At 26.6% G+C, this 18,832-nt stretch carries 19 protein-coding genes; 2 read left to right on the top strand and 17 right to left on the bottom strand.

Annotated elements, in window-relative coordinates; all coding sequences use genetic code 11:
• Positions 1-203: 203 nt before the first annotated feature.
• From ACRC28_RS04725 to ACRC28_RS04685, 9 genes are all read right to left on the bottom strand, one after another.
• A complete protein-coding gene (locus ACRC28_RS04725) occupies positions 204-905 on the bottom strand; it encodes a Bax inhibitor-1/YccA family protein (protein WP_438542301.1) in 702 nt (233 codons plus the stop codon).
• 171 nt (positions 906-1,076) lie between these two features.
• Positions 1,077-2,201 carry an ABC transporter permease gene (locus ACRC28_RS04720; protein WP_438542300.1) on the bottom strand — a complete coding sequence of 375 codons (1,125 nt, stop codon included), beginning with the start codon at positions 2,199-2,201 and terminating at the stop codon, positions 1,077-1,079.
• Entirely contained in the window at positions 2,194-3,339 is a 1,146-nt protein-coding gene (locus ACRC28_RS04715) for an ABC transporter permease (RefSeq protein WP_438542299.1), read from the bottom strand. Before ACRC28_RS04715 ends, ACRC28_RS04720 begins: the two co-directional genes overlap by 8 nt.
• 11 nt (positions 3,340-3,350) lie before the next feature.
• A complete protein-coding gene (locus ACRC28_RS04710; RefSeq protein WP_438542298.1) occupies positions 3,351-4,280 on the bottom strand; it encodes an ATP-binding cassette domain-containing protein in 930 nt (309 codons plus the stop codon).
• Between the two features lie 112 nt (positions 4,281-4,392).
• The gene (locus ACRC28_RS04705; RefSeq protein WP_438542297.1) at positions 4,393-5,013 is read right to left on the bottom strand and encodes a response regulator transcription factor; all 621 of its coding nucleotides are present in this window, start codon (positions 5,011-5,013) and stop codon (positions 4,393-4,395) included.
• Positions 5,014-5,021: 8 nt separating this feature from the next.
• Positions 5,022-6,116: a sensor histidine kinase gene (locus ACRC28_RS04700; RefSeq protein WP_438542296.1), complete on the bottom strand. Its 1,095-nt coding sequence runs from the start codon at positions 6,114-6,116 to the stop codon at positions 5,022-5,024.
• Positions 6,117-6,131: 15 nt separating this feature from the next.
• Entirely contained in the window at positions 6,132-6,893 is a 762-nt protein-coding gene (locus ACRC28_RS04695) for a DUF6544 family protein (protein ID WP_438542295.1), read from the bottom strand.
• Positions 6,894-6,999: 106 nt separating this feature from the next.
• Positions 7,000-7,314: a YbjQ family protein gene (locus tag ACRC28_RS04690; protein WP_438542294.1), complete on the bottom strand. Its 315-nt coding sequence runs from the start codon at positions 7,312-7,314 to the stop codon at positions 7,000-7,002.
• Between the two features lie 94 nt (positions 7,315-7,408).
• Entirely contained in the window at positions 7,409-7,648 is a 240-nt protein-coding gene (locus ACRC28_RS04685) for a hypothetical protein (RefSeq protein ID WP_438542293.1), read from the bottom strand.
• Between the two features lie 236 nt (positions 7,649-7,884).
• Here ACRC28_RS04685 and ACRC28_RS04680 point away from each other — a divergent pair, with 236 nt between their 5' ends.
• Positions 7,885-9,642: a GGDEF domain-containing protein gene (locus ACRC28_RS04680; protein ID WP_438542292.1), complete on the top strand. Its 1,758-nt coding sequence runs from the start codon at positions 7,885-7,887 to the stop codon at positions 9,640-9,642.
• 54 nt (positions 9,643-9,696) lie between these two features.
• Here the strand turns inward: ACRC28_RS04680 and ACRC28_RS04675 are convergent, their stop codons facing one another.
• From ACRC28_RS04675 to ACRC28_RS04665, 3 genes are read right to left on the bottom strand one after another with little or no spacing between them, the layout of a single operon-like run.
• Positions 9,697-10,230 carry a DUF1697 domain-containing protein gene (locus ACRC28_RS04675; protein WP_438542291.1) on the bottom strand — a complete coding sequence of 178 codons (534 nt, stop codon included), beginning with the start codon at positions 10,228-10,230 and terminating at the stop codon, positions 9,697-9,699.
• Positions 10,231-10,243: 13 nt separating this feature from the next.
• On the bottom strand, positions 10,244-10,390 hold the full coding sequence (locus ACRC28_RS04670) for a hypothetical protein (protein ID WP_438542290.1): 147 nt from the start codon (positions 10,388-10,390) through the stop codon (positions 10,244-10,246).
• A 9-nt stretch (positions 10,391-10,399) separates the two neighbouring features.
• Positions 10,400-10,903, bottom strand: coding sequence for a GNAT family N-acetyltransferase (locus ACRC28_RS04665; RefSeq protein ID WP_438542289.1), 504 nt, complete (start codon positions 10,901-10,903; stop codon positions 10,400-10,402).
• Positions 10,904-11,072: 169 nt separating this feature from the next.
• Between ACRC28_RS04665 and ACRC28_RS04660 the strand changes: the two genes are divergently transcribed.
• Positions 11,073-13,517, top strand: a complete 2,445-nt coding sequence (locus tag ACRC28_RS04660) for a hypothetical protein (protein ID WP_438542288.1) — start codon at positions 11,073-11,075, stop codon at positions 13,515-13,517.
• A 51-nt stretch (positions 13,518-13,568) separates the two neighbouring features.
• Here the strand turns inward: ACRC28_RS04660 and ACRC28_RS04655 are convergent, their stop codons facing one another.
• The 5 genes from ACRC28_RS04655 to ACRC28_RS04635 form a co-directional block, all read right to left on the bottom strand.
• On the bottom strand, positions 13,569-14,699 hold the full coding sequence (locus ACRC28_RS04655) for an erythromycin esterase family protein (protein ID WP_438542287.1): 1,131 nt from the start codon (positions 14,697-14,699) through the stop codon (positions 13,569-13,571).
• Between the two features lie 125 nt (positions 14,700-14,824).
• On the bottom strand, positions 14,825-15,088 hold the full coding sequence (locus ACRC28_RS04650) for a DUF4143 domain-containing protein (protein WP_438542286.1): 264 nt from the start codon (positions 15,086-15,088) through the stop codon (positions 14,825-14,827).
• 56 nt (positions 15,089-15,144) lie between these two features.
• Complete coding sequence (locus ACRC28_RS04645; RefSeq protein WP_438542285.1) at positions 15,145-17,034, bottom strand: ABC transporter permease; 1,890 nt, start codon at positions 17,032-17,034, stop codon at positions 15,145-15,147.
• A 1-nt stretch (position 17,035) separates the two neighbouring features.
• A complete protein-coding gene (locus tag ACRC28_RS04640; protein WP_438542284.1) occupies positions 17,036-17,794 on the bottom strand; it encodes an ABC transporter ATP-binding protein in 759 nt (252 codons plus the stop codon).
• A gap of 109 nt (positions 17,795-17,903) precedes the next feature.
• A partial coding sequence (locus tag ACRC28_RS04635; RefSeq protein WP_438542283.1) for a sensor histidine kinase occupies positions 17,904-18,832 on the bottom strand: 929 nt, incomplete at its 5' end.

Below are 18,832 nucleotides of genomic sequence, written 5' to 3'. Positions count from 1 at the left end.
AGACTATTTTATTAATTTAATTTTGTCAATAATTTATTAATATAATAAATAAATTGTTTCTAAATGGCTGGTTCTGTATTATTATAAAGCAAGAACTTTATTTTAAGATACAAAAAAAAGAACTGTGCACTAATTTAAATTTTTAGTGACACAGCTCTTTTATTTAATAAACAGTATATTTATAATCCACTATTTTAGAAGGATTAATTATTATCAAAATAACTTGCTACATTTAATAAATTAAGTATTAAATTAACTAAATCTAAGTAAAGATTTAATACAAAAATTGATAAATCATTCTTATCTCTTATAGCTCCACTATTTAATGCATATTTCATAACACTTATATCATACATTACATATGCTGCAAATATTACTACACCAATTGCACTTATTATAGCTGATACTAGACTACTAAAGAAAAATATATTTATTACAGATGCAACTAAGATACCTATTAATCCTGCAAATAAAACATTTCCCATACTCATATAATAACCAGCTTCTTTTTTAGTAGCTTGAATTGCAAGAATTGCAAATAATACAATTCCTCCACCTACAACTGAGAAAAATACTGATATTCCTAGTACTCTTAAATAATACATTAATACAGGATATAATATAACTCCATATATAAATGTAAATCCATAAACATATACTATAGAAAAACTTCTTGGTATAATAGATTTTCTGCTAAACATAGATAAAACTACTAGCCCTATAACAATTATTCCAAGTATTCTATTTGCCATATATGCCATTTGAACTGGCACAAACATTATCCCAACAAAAAATCCTATAGCCATAAATACTAATGATATGGCAAGTGATGTAAATATAGTTTGCATTGGATTCTTTGCATAACTCATTTTTGATTCATAATTCATCTTCATCATTCCTTTCATTACCTCTTTATATACATAATACTCTAAATTTTTTCTTCTTTTTTTAAAAATTCATTAATTTTTCTAATCTTATTAAATTTCTTTCTTATATTTATAATAACTTTTTTTTATAAATAATGCAAAAAGCCAATGCTTCATTTATTAGCATTGACTTTTTTTCATATTTTAATTCTAATTTTCTTTTATTAATACTATTTTATTTTTAGTAAAAAATACACTTAAAACAAACATTAATAGTATTATTGCTATTAGACCTATTATATTTGGTAATATCTCCTCTATAAGTGCTCCATTTTGCATTTTTTCTATAGCACTCATAAACCATCTTATTGGGAAGACACTTCCTATTTTTTGAAGCCCTTCACTCATCATTGAAAACTCCCAAAATGCCCCACTAAGCATAAACATAGGAATTGTAAGAGTTGCTGTTACTACTCCATGTACTGCTTTATTTTTTACTAATGTAGATACCATTATTGTAAAGGAAACTGCAAGTATAACTACTAGGACTAAAAGTAATAATAATATCCACTCACTTGAAAATCCTATATTATATTTTAAAACTTTACAAAGAATATAGTATTCTATAACTGGAATCACTGAGAGTAAAAAGATTACTGTACCCATTGCTCCATAATATTCTTTTATTTTAACTTTTCCCATTAAAATTCTATCTCTTGTTCCATTTTTTTCATCTTCTATTAAAACACTTGATGCCATACCAGCTGAAATAAATATTAAATATATCATTAATCCAACTGTTGCCATAATATTTACGCCCTTATCTTCTGCCTTTATAAGATTATATTCTGGAATACTTTCTTTGTACTTTTCTAAAACTTTTTCTATTCCTACTTTTTCTACATCTATATTATTACAAAGATTTGCTAAAGACTTTGTTTCTGTATCTAATAAATTTTTAACTATCTCTGTCATTTCATTTTTATTTATAGAGTTAAATTTAATTTCACTTTTTTCTCCCTTTAAAAGCTTTTCTGTAAAATCTTCATCTATTGTAATTATCATAGAAACTTCATTAAAAATCAGCTTATTCATATTATCATCAGAGGCTTCTAAATCCTTAACACTTATAACCTTTAAGCTATCTACTGAACTTGAAATTTCAGCACCTAAGCTTCCTTTATCTTTATTTATTACTCCTACAGGATAACTACTATTATTTGTATAAATTGATGTGAAAAATAATGTTGCTGCTATTGGAAAAAATATTGCAACTAAAAGATATCCTTTTCTTCTTGAAAGCATTTTCCATACATTTTTCATTATATTAAGCATTTATTACTGCCTCCTTATCTCTTGATTTCAAAAAGTATACTAATAAAAAGATTATAGAAAATACTATAGGAATTCCCATTGCAATTTTATATGCGATAGTTTGAAAACCACATACCATAGTACTTGTAGCTGTTGTAATCCAGTAAATTGGACTTAGATATACAAGCTTATTTAAAACTGGAATAGAAATAATCATTGAAAGAGGTGTAAAGCATCCACCTAAAGCACCCCACACAAATGAGAAGATATTTAAAATTCCTGAAGTCATTCCTTCTTTTTTGCAAAGAGCTCCAATTACAGCTCCTGTTATAGACATAAATATAGAATATACTATAAATAAAATTAAAAACTTAACTGTATTTTCTCCCCAATCTACTTTTAAAACTAATGATGTATATCCATAAACCAACAATGTTTGAAGCGTTCCTATAATAACTCCTAAAGATATTTTAGATAATAACATTATTAAGTGACTTGATTTTGACATTATTATTCTATTTACCGTTTTAAGTCTCTTTTCTTTAAATGTCATTTCTCCTATTGTAAGCCCTAAAAATGAAATGATAAGTGCTAGTTCTGCAAATGTATAAAACTCTCCTGCTGTTAATTTTTTTGCTCCATTTATTCTTTCTTCTTCTACATAAGTGTCATATTTATTTTGAACAAAATTCATAAATGCAGTCTTATTAAAAGTACCTATTGTTTCATAGCTTCCATATTCTTTTAAAAAGCTATTAAATATTTCATTAAATATTCTTCCCTCTATTTTTGCTCCATTAGCTGAAGTATAATATTCTATCTTTTCTCCTTTAAAGCTTATATAAGCCAAAGCCTCATTATTATCAACCTTTTCTTTTATATCTTCAAATTTCTTTTCTTCTTTAAACTTAACATTTATAGATTCATCCATCGCCTGTCCAAAACCTAAAAATCCTTCTTTATATGGACTGTCTTCTTCTATGCTATAATAAACAACATGTTCACCATCTTCCTTAAAAACATTTCCTCCATCCATCATAGATTGAAGTCCTACAGACAAAGTAGTTATAAGAACTATTGGAAAAACTATCAAAATAATTATATTAAACTTTTCTCTAAAGAATTGCTTTAAATCTTTTTTAAGCATTGCTAAATACATAATTTTTCACCCTAATCCCTTAATTTTTTTCCTGTTAATGCTAAGAATACTGTTTCAAGACTCTGCTCTTCACTTGATATACTTTTTACTTTTCCATTGTTATTTCCTATCACATTAACTATTTCTACTATTGAATTACTACTTTTTAATGTTGTTACTCTATAACTTTTTTCTTCATAAGTAACTTTTTCTATTCCTGGTAAGTCTAAAAGCTTTTCTTCTAATCCTAGAACTTCATCTTCAACTAAAATATTATAGATATTTTTATTTTCAACTAAATTTTTAAGTTCATCACTACTTCCTTCAGCTATCTTTTTACCTTTATCTACAATAATAATTCTGTCACAAAGCATATCAACTTCTTCCATATAATGAGATGTATAAATAATAGTTGCTCCCTCTTCTCTAAGCTTTAAAACAGATTTTAAAATATGATTTCTTGACTGTGGATCTATTCCAACAGTTGGTTCATCCATTATAATAAGCTTTGGTTCATGAGCTATAGCACAAGCTATATTAAGTCTTCTTTTCATTCCTCCTGAAAACTCTGCAGCCTTCTTTTTTCTTACCTCTGTAAGACCTACAAACTCTAAGGTTCTATCAACACGTTTCTTTAATTCCTTTCCTTTAAACCCATATAATGAACAGAAAAAATTAACATTTTCTTCTGCAGTTAAATCAAAATAAATTGCAAAATCTTGTGGAACTACTCCTATATTTTCTTTCCAAGCATCAACTTTTTTTATATTTTCTTCATAAGTAATATCTCCCTTAGTTTTTTTAATTAATCCACAAATCATTCCAATTAAAGTACTTTTCCCAGCACCATTTGGTCCAAGTATTCCTAGTATTTCACCTTTCTTTACATCTAAACTTAACCCATCAACTGCTATATGATTTCCATAGTCTTTATATATATTTTCAACTTCTATAATTTTCATAATTTTTAACTCCTTTTCCTCTTTATGTATTTATTATATAAAAAAAAGACGATACTAATTAGGTATTAATATCATCTTTTTATATGACATTTGTCATTTCTTCTTATGAAATTTAAAAATTCCCTTTTAAATAATTAACTGCTATAGCTGTTCTATGCTTTAATCCTGTTTTTTCTAACACTCCTGTTATATAATTCCTAACAGTTCCTTCTGAAATAAATAACTTTTCACTTATTTCTTTATTATTCAATCCTTCACTAATACTTTTGATTATCTCAATTTCCCTCTCTGAAAATTTATATTTTTCTATACTTGGCTCAATAGATTTTCCTTGAATCTTTTCAAACACCTTTTCATTTAATATAAAATTCTTATTAAACACAGCATTAATAGAATTTACTATCTCATCTGGACTACTTCCCTTTAAAATATATCCTTTAGCACCATATTCTATAGCTTCACTTATATACTCTTCATCATCAAAGGTAGTTAAAATTAAACATTTAGTATCAGTAGTCTTTACTATTTCACGAACAGCTTGTACTCCATTTACCTCTGGCATCCTTATATCTACTAATGCTACATCAACCTTATATTTTTGACACATTAAAATCCCTTCTCTGCCATTCTTTCCTTCTCCTACAATTTCAATATCACCTTTAAGTGGTAATAAAACCTTCAAACTTTCTCTAATTAAGCTATCATCATCACAAATTAATACCCTTATTGCCATCTTTCCCCCTAAATTTCAAAAACAGTATTTATTACAAAACCATTGTCATTAAAATATTCTACTCTTCCTTTATTTCTTATAGTTCTTTCCTTTATTCCATTTAACCCAAGACCTACACTCTCAAAATCACTGCCTTTTCCATCATCCCTTATTTCAACTCTCAATATTTTGTTATAAATAAAGATGGAAACAATAACCTCTTTTCCTTCTGAATATTTAGCGGCATTTGTTAAAGCTTCTCTTAAATTTTCTTCAATAACACCCCATAAGTTAAAACTTATCTTTTCTAAATCCCCTTGCACCTTTAAACTTGTTTTCATTCTTGAACTATATTGGAATTTAAAAATTTGCTCTCTTATATTTTCAATTCCTAAAAGCTTTTCTTTAGGCTTTACACCCTTTAACATTTTTCTTATTTCATCCATTCCAACTCTTAAATTTTCCATAGCACCATTTAAGTATTTTTTACTTATTTCAGTATCCTTATCTATAGTTTCCTTTGTTACTTCTAATTGCATTAAAGAACTTGTTATTCTATGCCCTAAATGGTCATGGAGTTTCTGTGCCATAAAATTTCTTTCTTTAAGCCCTGCAATTATTTTATTTTGCTCTAAATATCTTTCAAGGTCATGAAGTTCTTTTCTTATTCTATGATTTTCCTCTCTTCTATCTTTATTTTTTTCCTTAAATAAAACTCGCTCCTTACTTCTTTTAGCTATTTCATTAAGATAAAGACTTATAATCACTATATAAATCGAAATATCTAAATAATGAATATTATCTAAAACTGCCATTATAATTATGCTTATAAGAATAGAATAGGCAATCTTACGCCATTTAAATACCTTAGATATTAAAACTGGTACAAAGTATATCATAAAATTTAATTTTAATATTACTATAGAAACCAATATAGCTACTTCTATTATGCCTATCATCAAATTTTTATTCTTTAATAAACTAAATAAAACTTCTAATCCTAAAAAAGATATTATAAAAACTACTTCCTCAAATATCTTCATCTTTTCAATATTATTCTCAATAGAAAATAATATTGAAAATACGCTTACAATCATAAAAACTATTACTACTTTTTTTCTCATCCCTCTATAGTTCCCCTATTTGTAATATATAGTTTTAATTTTTTTTGCTTTAAAATATTCTACTTCTTTATCTTCATATATAGTCGTTATTCCTATTTCTGAAGGAACCCTTATATTATTTATTTTTCTATACCCTGAAATACTACATCTCCATCCTAAATCAGTTTCTACCCCATTTATTTTTTCTCTTTGTCTTTCATCACTAAAAAATTCAATTATTTTTCCTTCATCATCAATTGTAAAAATACCTTTTCCTAAAACTCCATTATATGAAACTGTAACTTCTACATTATTTTTATCTATTTCTCTGTAACTAATATATTTTGATAATAATATACTTGGATTCATTGTTCCTTCAATAATCCATGCAATAAGTCCTGCTTTATATATTTGTTCATTTTCCTCATTAACTACAGTTATAATTTTTGCAAGCCTTCCTTTCATTCCCCCTACTTTTCTCTTTTCATCACTATAATCAAGTCCATCAAAAGGAATTCCATATAAAGATGTTTTTATCCCTGCAGCTCTATAAGGCTCATCTTTAAATAACCATAAATCATACTTCATCTTTAAATTTTTATTAGACATAACAAAGTCTACATCTTCAAAAATCACGTTTACTACATTGTGTCGAAGTTTTCCTATACACTCTATATATCTAAAATATCTTTTCATCCCTACAGGTAGATTTTCCAAATCCTTTTCCTTATATATCTCATTTTCTTCTTCTGTTAATGAAACCCTCTCTAACATTGATTTTCTAAATTTTTTCAACAAAAAAATCACCCCTCAATATTTTATTATATATTAAAAGGAAAATTTTATAACCAAAAAAGGTATAGATTAAAAAATCTACACCTTTCTACATTTTTTAGATATTCTTTTACTCAACAACAACTGCTGTTCCATATGCCACAATTTCAGCTGCCCCTGGTGCAACTGCTGATGAACCAAGCATAAAGCTAATGATTGCATTTGCTCCCATTTCCTCAGCTTCTTTAATCATTCTGTCTACAGCAATCTCTCTAGACTTGTCTAACATTTCTTTATAGGCAACCATCTCTCCACCAACAAGGTTTTTAAATGCTGAACCTATATCTCTTCCAACATTTTTGCATTGAATTGTACTTCCGGAAACAACTCCCTTAACATCTATTATTTCTTTTCCTGGATAACTTGGCGTAGTTAAAATAATCATAATTTTCTCCCCTATATAATTACTCTTACATTATACATATATTTATATATTGTTATTTTATTCCACTAATTCTAATAATCTTTTCCCATATTTTTTAATCTTTAAACCTTTCATCAGCTTCTATTTTTCTTTTTATCTCATCTTCTTTTTTATTTTTGCTCTTCTTATATTTGTATTTTAAAACCACATATATAGCAACTCCTATTGCTGATAAGACTATCTCTGCTCCTAAAGACAATCCTAAATTAAATTTACCATCTATAACCTTTATAACACCTAAGATAGCTGTAAATATAATAATTTCTCCTATTTGTCCAAAAATATCATTTTTCATTTGTTAACTCATCCTTACTTTTATAATATAATTCTATTTTACTATATTTTCTAACCCCTATTCAAATTTCTTTTAAAACTCTTTTTATTATCTTCTTGACTTGTATACTGTATGTAATCATCTATTAACCCTTCCATCTTTTTACTAAAATGTTTTACATTTAAACCTTTCATTTACATTTTATTGTAATTAATATTATAATGTTATATGTGAATATTATGTTAATGAGGTGATTTATGAAAAAATTTAAATTTCCATTTTATATTATATCTATTATTATAATCATTCTAGGAATTATATTTATACCTAAATTAATTTCACCTAAAGTAGATATAGATACTTTACAAGCTATGCTTAAAGATATCAATGATACAGCAAATGAAGCTCTTAGTTCTCCAACACAAAATCAGGCCAAGTACTTGAAATTGCTCGAAGAAGAGACAGATCCTTTTACAAAAGGAAAATACGCTTCTGCACTAGTAGGGTTATATTCTTTTAACGGAGATTTTGATGGTGTTATGAAGTATGGACAACTAGCAATTGATAACTATAGGAAAATTCCTGGTGGAGATTTTCTAGCTGTTTCTGAAAATAAATATATTGCTTGGTCAATGACAAGAATAGGTCGGTATTCTGATGCTTTTGTCTTCTGCAATGAACTTCTTGAGATGATTAATAATGATAAATATCAAGTTTTATCAGAAAATGATGTTTTAGATGCTGAAATTTTAGTATATTCTATTTATTTAACTACCTTTAGTGAATTTAAAGTGTATGACAAAGCAAAACTTTACTATGATAAGTTACTCGCTATTCCTTTAGATGATAAGCTAAAACTATCTAAAGGGGATGAAATGTATTATAGCTTAATGCAATATGCCTATACTACTAAAGATTATTCTCTTACAAAAAAATACGCAGAAAAATTATATGAACTACAACTCCTTATTGATAAGGATAGAGGTACTAATATGGCAGATTCTCTTCTTATAAATTTAGGACTAGCAAATATTTTCCTTGGAAACTTAGATGAGGGATTAGAACAAGTAAAAAAAGCTGAAAATTTATTTGTTTCATTAGATAGCGAATATTCATTAGAAACTGTTTATCATGGATATGCTAATTATTATATAGCTAAAAACCAACCTAAAAACGCTATGAATTATATTAGTAAAAGATTAAAAATTCTAAAAAAACATAACGATATTATGAAATATAATGCTACACTTGAATCTACCATAGCATATATAACTACTCATAATCTTAATTATGACTTAAAGCCATTATACAAAGAATTTTATGATACAACTATTTATTTAAATGAAAATGATAAAGCTAGCGATCTTTTATCAACTACTATTACAATTAATAATGAATTAAACACATCTAAGCTTAATGCATTAGAAAAATCAAATTCACTTGCTAAAAACTTTACAATTATTCTTATTTTAGCTACCATAGCATTGTTGTTTTTATCAAATAGGTTACTTAAACTTTATAACATCAAAAAAGAAAGTGAAAAAAAACTTTCTGAAATGGTAAATTATGATTATCTAACTAAAACTTATTCTAGAAGCTATGGATATAAACTATTAAATAATCTTATTCAAAATAAAACAAACTTCTCTATTGCAATGATTGACATTGATAATTTTAAAAAGATCAATGATACATTTGGTCATTCTGTAGGTGATGAGGTACTAGTTGGACTTGGTCAAGCTATTATTCGTAATTTAGAACAAGGTGACTTTGTTTTAAGGACAGGTGGCGAAGAATTTATTATTGCATTTATAAATAAGGATAAACAAACTTCTATAAATTTACTAAAAAAATATAATATTTTATTTTCTAAACTTAATCTTAAACATAATCTTTCCCTTTCATTTAGTGCTGGTGTTTCTACTAGAACTGATGAAGAGTTAGATACACTAATAATTAAAGCTGATAAATTATTATATAAATCAAAAAATTTAGGTAAAAACTTAATACTTTAAGCCAAAAAAGCTATGGAATTTATTATTATCCATAGCTTTTTTCATATACTAATTTTATTTTTCAACTAATCCATTCAATTTCTTAATCACACTTAATTTCCTTGTTGTCATTCTAATCCCTAATCTTTTTTCTAAATAATTATTATTTAACCTTTTCTTTCTCGCATCTCTTGGTAAATACATATATAAACATGCATTTCCTTTACAAAAGATTTCACCATCAAACTCTAATTTCTCTATTTCTTTTAATTTTACCTTATCTATATTTTCATTTGTAAATACTAAATGAATCCTTGAACTATCTAAATCTGCATTAAATGGATTTTCATTAATTGAAAGCTCTAACTCTTCCTTTGTTTTTATAATAACATCTAAATCTGCACCTATTTCCTTTAATATCTCATTATGTATCTTAAATGCTATTTCAGAAAAAACAAGTTCTGAATCTAATAATATATTACCACTTTGAATGTAAGTTCTTACTTCTTTAAAACCTATATTTTCTAATATTTTTACTAATTCAGTCATTTTAGGTATTCTATTTTTCCCTGTTGGCATAACTCCTCTAAGAAGTGCTATCACTTTCATATTGCCCACTCCTTTATAACCATAATTTAAAGCTAAAATACAATAAAACTAATGTTATTATAATACAAATTATTTTAACAATTATTTTTTCTTCTTTATCTCTTATTGTTTCATATATATCTACAATTGCATCTATAAAATCTAACAAAAAATTAAACATTCTTTCTCCTTAATATAACTTTGCCATACAAAATTCATCAATATACTCTCCATCTACAAGCATGGATTTCTTTTTAATTCCTTCTACTACAAATCCATTTTTCTCATAAAGTTTTTTTGCTTTTTCATTGTGGCACATTACAGTAAGTTCAGCTCTTTTAATTTCTTTTTCTTCACACCATTTATGAAGCTCTAAGAAAAATCTCATTCCTATTTTTTGACCTCTAAAATTTTCACGTATTCCAACTGCAACATATAAGCTATGTTTTATTCTATTAAGAGTTCCCCTACTACCTAAAAGAAATCCTACTATTTCCTCTTCAAATGTAGCTACTAAAAGTAAATTTTCATCTATAACACTTTTTTCAATAATTCCTTCAATTTCTTTAACACTTATAGTTCTTTCTCCTTCTTCAAACATCATAAATTTAGTTTCTCTATCTAAATTTATAAGCATATTTAAATAATTTTCTGCATCCTCTATTTTTGCTTTTCTAATCTCTACCCTTCTCATTTATTTCCCTCCATTAAATTGTATAACTTATATTTAATTATATCCTTTAATGGTATTTATTTCTATATTTTCTTGTACAAAAGCTTTATTCATGCTCTATTCCTGTATATCACAATATATCATTACTTCCATATTATATTATATAATTTAAATTTCAAAGGAGGTTTTTATGGCTTTATCAGTAAAATTTCAACAAAATATTAGAGGCGTTGTTGCCATTACTGGAAACACAACCACTGTTTATCCCACAACAACTACTAGTGGGATAATTTATTGCAACACCTATTTCGATTTAAATGAAAACTTAGTTTCAAATTATCTACAAAGTGGCTCTACAGCTCCATTTTTTATGCCTGATAACTCTAATGTACTTTACGCTGAGTTATTATGGAGTACCCAAAGCTTTTCTAATACTAATGGAATAAATTTCATTACACCAACTGGAACTATACCTAATTTAGTTCATACTGACACCCAAACTGGTGGTTATACAGTAAGAAGAGTTGTTGTTACTACAATAGTTAAAAATGCTGGTTCTGGATATTACGGCTGTACTAGTATTCCTGGCTCAAATCTTGGAACCTGCTGGTTTTTAGCTGTAGTTTATAGCAATCCAACATTTCCTTTACGTTCTGTATATCTAACTTCTGGTGGTGCTAGTGCCGGTGGAACAATTCAAATTTCTAATATTATAACGCCTTCAACTGGTCCATGTAATGCAGCTGTTGTAATGGCTGCAAATCAAACAGATTATATAGATAAAACTAAAGCTTATATTGGACATACAGCTTCTCCAACAATTCCTCTTGGAAATCCACTTCCTATAACTGCTACTTGGAATGGACAAGCTCCTTATGCACCTGCTTTTGCTTTTTTAACACCTAACATTTGTAATGGGAATCTGGCTGATCCTAATTTTTCATTTTTGGAAACTAGAGGTACAATGGGACATGCTAATTTTAATGCATATTCAGATAATATGAATAATGGTTCTGTTTTAGTTCCACCAAATAGGTTACTAGCTTCTTTAACATCTCAAAATATTTTAGGATATTTAAAAAACTCTCAAAACACAGTTTATCTATCCACCTCTTCAGCTGCAAGTACAGACATTGCTTATGGATTAATGATTGATTTAAATGAAGCTAAAATGGTTGTTACAAAAAGTGTAGATAAAGATTATACTGGAAAAGGCGATACACTTTTATATACAATTATTATCTCTAATGAAGGACTTATTCCAGCAAATGAGATTTTCTTTTTTGACACACTACCGTTTGGACAAGCTTCTTTTGTTCCAAATTCTTTAACCCTAAATGGAACACCTAACTCTGGTAACCCACAATCTGGTATTTCTTTAGGTAGTGGTTTTGTTCCTGGTGATAGAATGACTATTACCTTTAATGCAATACTTTCAAATACTTTAGCTACTAATGATTCTGTAAGCAATTTTGCAACTTTAAATTATAATTTTAAACCTGGCGTTAATGTTGCTACAGTTGTAGATTTTGCATTGTCAAATACTGCTACTACCACAATTCTAGCCATTGGAATGATTAATATGAACAAATCTGTTGATAAAACTTATAGTTCTTTAAACCAAATTCTAACTTACACAATAGTTTTATCTAATACCTCTGATTATGATTGTACAAATATTATTTTTTGGGATACTTTGCCAGAAAATACAACTTTAATTTCTAATTCACTGACCATTAATGGTAGCCCTCAAAGTGGGACTTTAGATCCACCAGGAATAAATCTTGGGAATATAACTGTTGGTTCATCTAAAACTATTAGCTTTAAAGTAACAGTTACTACTCTTCCAACTAATAATATGATTTTAAATAATTCATCAACTACCTTTGATTATTCTAATGGAGTATCTACGATTTCTTCATCAAATAATTCAAATGAAGTTGTTACAACTATAAATTACACAAGTATTGTTACAACAAAATTTTCAACCTCTGAAATTAATCCAAAAGGAACTACTGTAACTTATTATGTATCGATGAAAAATCTTGGTAATACAATTACAAATTCTTTGGTATTAGTAGATACCCTTCCATCTGGATTGGATTTCCAACCTGGCACATTTACTGAAAACAGTACTTCAACATCTAAAAATCCAAATCCACCTGGTGCAATACTACCAAATTTATTACCAAATGAAATTCTTACAATTTCTTTCACAGTTTTAGCACAATCGATACCAACTCCAAATCCATTTAACAATTCGGCTTATATAAGCTATTCTAATATTTTAGATCCAACCACTTCTTCTACCTATACAAATAGTATAAATACAAATACCGTTCCTCTTTTTATTTACGATATTGATTTAACTGGTTATAAAAAAACTGTAGATAAAGAATATACTACAATTGGAAATACATTAAATTATACTATTATAATTCCTAATAAAGGTAATCTTCCTTTATTAAACCCAGTATTTTTTGATACAATTCCAAATGGAACAAGCTTAGTTACTAATTCAACAAAAATAAATGAAGTAGTTGTTTCTAACCCTAATTTCTCAACTGGAATTTCCCTTCCTACAATAAACCCTGGTGAAATACTAACACTTACCTTTAGTCTTATTGTTAATTAAAAAGCTACCGTAGTAATAGACAATCAAATCTATTATTACGATAGCTCTTTTTTATTTCTTATATTCATTAAATTCTCTAGCTTGCTCTGAATTATTAAATATCATAATTCCTTGAACGTAATCACTTGTTACATTATTCCCCTTTTTTTCCTTAAATAGATATTCTTTATTTTTAAAAGGACTCTTTTCTCCAATTAAGTTAATAAATCTATCTTCCTTATATTTTTTCATAAAGGAATAATCAATAAACTCTTTTCTTGGTGTGTATCCATCTTTATTTTTATAAACACCTAAAATTGAATATACCTCTCCTTTAACTGGTGATTCTTCATTATTTAAAAGAATTCCAAATCTTCCATCTTCCTCTGTTCCATAATCACTCTTCAAATAGTCACTATAGATATGCTCACTTCCAAACTGACCAAAAAACTTTTCATCTTTCTTCAAATTATATATAAATGAAAAATTTCTCATCATTACTTTATCTCTCATATCTTTTCCCGTTTCTATTGGATATAAGCTTTTTATAGAATTTTCAAAATAGATATAATTTTCTCCAAAATACTCTTTAACCTCTTCTTTATGATTTTCATATATAACTTTTAAATATATCTCTGCATCTTTTTCTCCTTCTAAAGTTTTATTAATAGCATTTTCAAGGTTTATAGGTATCTTTTTATTTTTATCTATTAATGTACTTATACCTTTTATAGCAGTTCTTTTCTGATGTTCAACATCTAAACCGTATATATTAATTTTTTCATTTTCATCTAATTCACTATTGTACTTATATAACCATTTATAAAATTCATACTCTTCTTCGCTATAGGCCATTGTTCCCTTTAGTTCATTCATATAAAAATTCAAATCTTCTTCATTTCCCCTTTGAATATATCTATTTAATAATAAACCACTGCAATATCCTATTTCTACAATTATATTTTTTACATTTGCATTTTTATTTAAATAAGAAAACATTTCTTTTTTAAAGCTATAACTTTTTTTCATTGCATGTGTTTCACCTGATAAAAACACTTTATAATTATCCACTTCAATTTTTTCTATCCCCGTATTATTTTGGATATAATTTTCTACCTCTCTCCTATTCAAATAAAATCTTATACTTACGATAAAAAATACAACTCCTACTATTGCTATAACACTATACTTTTTTCCTCTCATGCTAACCCCCATTACACAACCTTTTATAAATTATAACCTTTTTATCTATTTTTTACCATATATGTTTGAGGATAATAAAAAAACTCCAAGAATTCAAAATTCCTGAAGTTTTCTATATAATATTTCTAAATTAAAAATGCTGCATATAATGGTACTGATTTTATTCCATTTTCAAATCCAAAATTCTTTCCTGATATTCTTATCGCATATTTAGGATTATATTTTTTTATATATTGATTTAAGCTTTTAGCTCTAACATGTTCTGCTGCTTTTACTTCTATAGGAATTATATTTCCATCCTTATCTTGAATTAAAAAATCTACTTCTGCACTTCCCTTTGATTCCCAATAATATGTTGTATATCCACTAGCATTTAAGGAGAAACACACATAATTTTCTTTATATACATATTAAAAGCGGAGCAAGTAAATTCTTGCTCCACCTTCTATTTCACTATTTTATAATATACTTTTGAAGTCATATTATAGATTATAAGATAACTTACTAAATATATTATCATTGTCATACCTATTATTAATGGAAATATTTCTGTTTCAGTTAAATTTAATAAAATTAATATTTTTTCTATCATTGGATATGCGAAAAATAAATTTATTCCTGTAAATATACATGGTAGCATAAATACAGTAAATACTTGTTTTCTTATTATTTTCTTTATTTTTTTATCTTCAAGTCCAACTTTTTTCATAATATTAAATCTTTCTTTATCATCAAAACCTTCACTTATTTGTTTATAGTAAATAATTAGGATTGTTCCAAATAAAAACACTATACTTATAAGCAAGCCCATAAATAAAAAACCCCCATAAAGGTCATTAAAATCTTCTCTAACTGTTTCTTTATCTTGTATTGTTAAATCCTTTATTTTTAAATTTCTTAAACTTTTTTCTATTTCTTTTCTTTTTTGAGGTAAGTTTTCTGCATCTTTTAAATCAAAACTTGTAGCATAATATAAATCTTTCTTAAAGAAGTTATCACTCATTATCATTGTTATAGAATCCATAATTTCTTCATTTTCTGATTTTAAGCTTCCTATATCATCTATCTTTTCTACTTTATATTTTTTCCCTTCATAATTCACAAATTTTTCTTTATAATCTACATTTTTAGAGTATACTAATACCTCATCTTCTTTGATCAGTACATCTTTTTTAGCCTCTTTATTATAAGTACTATTTGGAATAAAATTAACCCCCACACTATTGTATGCATTTGTTGTTTTTATAAAATTTTCCCCATCAATTATAAATGGTCCACCTGTAAATAAAGTTTCGTGTATGTCTTCTCTTTCAATACTATTTAAGGTATTTTTAGCTTTTTCTATTTCTTCTAAATTTACCTTTCTTAAAGTTATATCTATATGATTTGGATATCTCTCTTGTAACATTTTTTCTGAAGTTATATATAGCGTAAGACTTGTTGATAATGCAAGTACTACTCCTGTTCCTAGGATACATATATTCGCAAGCCCTACTGCATTTTTCTTCATTCTATATATCATTGTTCCTATAGTTATAAAGTTTTCTTCCTTATAATATATATTTTTTCTCTTCCTTAAAAACTTCAAGATTATTATACTTCCACTTGTAAATAAAAGATATAACCCTATCATAACTAATACTATATTAAAAAATAATGAGTTCATTGCAAGAACTGGATTTTCTACTGTATAGGCATTATAATATCCTACACCTAAAGAAACTAGTCCAATTAATCCTATGATAATTTTTCCTTTAGGCTCTCTTTCACCTACATTTTTACTTTTTAAAAGCTTTATAATATTGCTTCTTTTAACTTCTATCGTGTCAATTAACCCCATAATTAAATTAATGCCTGTAAATAATATTATTGTAAGTAATATACTTTCAATAGATACTCCAAAACTGGTTATTTCACTTACTTTTATCAGCTTTAATAAAAATAAAAATATTATTTTTCCAAAGATAATTCCAAGAATTATCCCTAAGGTTATTGTTATAAAAGATATTATTATTCTCTCTATTAAAACTAGTTTTATAATATGATTTTTATTAAGCCCTAAAATATTATAAAGTCCTAACTCTGTTTTTCTTTTTTTCATTAAAAAACTATTTATATATATAAGAAATATTGTAGAAAATATAGCTGTAATAATTACTCCAAACATCATTAGTCTTTGAAGTGATTCTCCACCTACACTTTTTCCATTTTCATTTAGCATAACAGATGCCATAATATAAAATATTACTACTATAATGCTTTTAACTATTCCATAAGGAATGTATAATCTTTTATTCTTTTTTATATTTTCTTTTGAAAGCTTAAAGTAAAACATATTATTCACCATCTTTCATAATAAGTGATAATGAATTACTTATTTTTTCATACATTTCTTCATCTTTCATACTTCCTCTATAAAGTTGATGAAAGATTTTTCCATCCTTTATAAAAAGAACTCTATTAGTTTTACTTGCTGCTCTAATGCTATGAGTTACCATTAAAATCGTTTGACCATTTTCATTTATCTTTTTAAAAATATCTAGTAAATTATCTGCTGATTTTGAATCTAATGCTCCTGTAGGTTCATCTGCTAAAATTAACTTTGGATTTGTTATAAGTGCTCTACCTACGGCACATCTTTGCTTTTGCCCCCCTGATACTTCATAAGGATATTTTTCTAAAAGCTTTTCTATTTTAAGCATTTTAGAAAGCCCCTTTAACCTTTCTTCCATTACTGCATATTTTTCACGTCCTAAAACTAATGGTAAAAATATATTATCTTTTAATGAAAAAGTATCTAAAAGATTAAAATCTTGAAATACAAATCCTAAATTTTTGCGCCTGAAATCTGATAATTTGCTTTCCTTTATCATGCTCATATCTTCACCATCTAAAAGATATTCTCCATTAGTTTGTCTATCTAGTCCACCTATTATGTTAAGAAGTGTTGTCTTTCCTGACCCTGATTCTCCCATTATTGATATAAACTCTCCCTCTTCAACTGAAAAGCTTACATTATCTAACGCTATAACCTTTTCTCCTCCAAATCGTGTACTATATACTTTTTTTATATTGTTTACCTTTAAAAATTCCATATAACTCTCCTCTCATATCTTCTTTATACTCTAATTATATGAAAATCTCCTACCTCTTCTCCATAGCTTAACCTTACACTTTAACCTTTAGACTTACATTTATGTCACATTAGCTTTTTAATGAAATACTTACCTTTGTTCCTACCCCTATTTCAGAATCTATTGAAATGCTACATCCTGCTTTATAAAAGCTTTCTTTTGCTAAATAGAGTCCAAGCCCTGTAGCTTTTTTATCTCGTCTTCCATTAAAGCCTGTAAACCCTTTATCAAAAATTCTTTTCAAATCTTCCTTTTCAATTCCAATACCTGTATCTTTAATAATCAGCTTGTCCCCTTCTAAATAAATAGCTATCTCACCTTTTTTAGTATATTTTAAACTGTTTGATAAAATTTGATCTATTCCAAAAAGAAACCACTTTTCATCAGTAATTAAAGTTTTATCTACTTCTTTTAAATTTAACCTTAATCCTTTCCTTATAAAAAGCCTTGCATACTTTTTTATTGCACTTTTTAAAAGCTTATCTAAGTCATACCTTTTTATGACTAAATCTGATTCTCCCTCTGTAAGCCTTACATAATTTAATGCCATCCCTACATATTCTTCTGTTTTAAATAATTCTTCTAAAAATTCCCCTTTAATAGTTCCTTCTAAATTATTTGTAAGTAAGCTCATAGAAGCTATTGGTGTTTTTATCTGATGAACCCATAAAGTATAATAATTTATTATTTCATTTTTAGTCTTTTCATTTATCTCTTCTAAATCTTTATTTTCTTTAATAACTCTTAAAAATTCTTTTTTATAAAGTTTCTCTATTTCAGTCTCTTTATCTATTTCTATATTTTTATCTTCAAAAAAATTTTTCACCTTATTTATTTTTTCATTATATTTATAAAAATCATATACTCCTAAAATTATGCTTACAGTTATACCTAATATAAATCCATAAAATATTCCTTCTAAACTTTTATTATGTAAATATGATGTTACTCCAAATACACTTAAATTTATTAAAACTAAAGCTATAACACTTCTTTTTT

The sequence above is a fragment of the Clostridium sp. genome (assembly GCF_051650885.1).
Lineage (GTDB): Bacteria > Bacillota > Clostridia > Clostridiales > Clostridiaceae > Clostridium.
The sequence above is the reverse complement of the archived record's forward strand: the minus strand, read 5'-3'. Positions and strand labels throughout refer to the sequence as shown.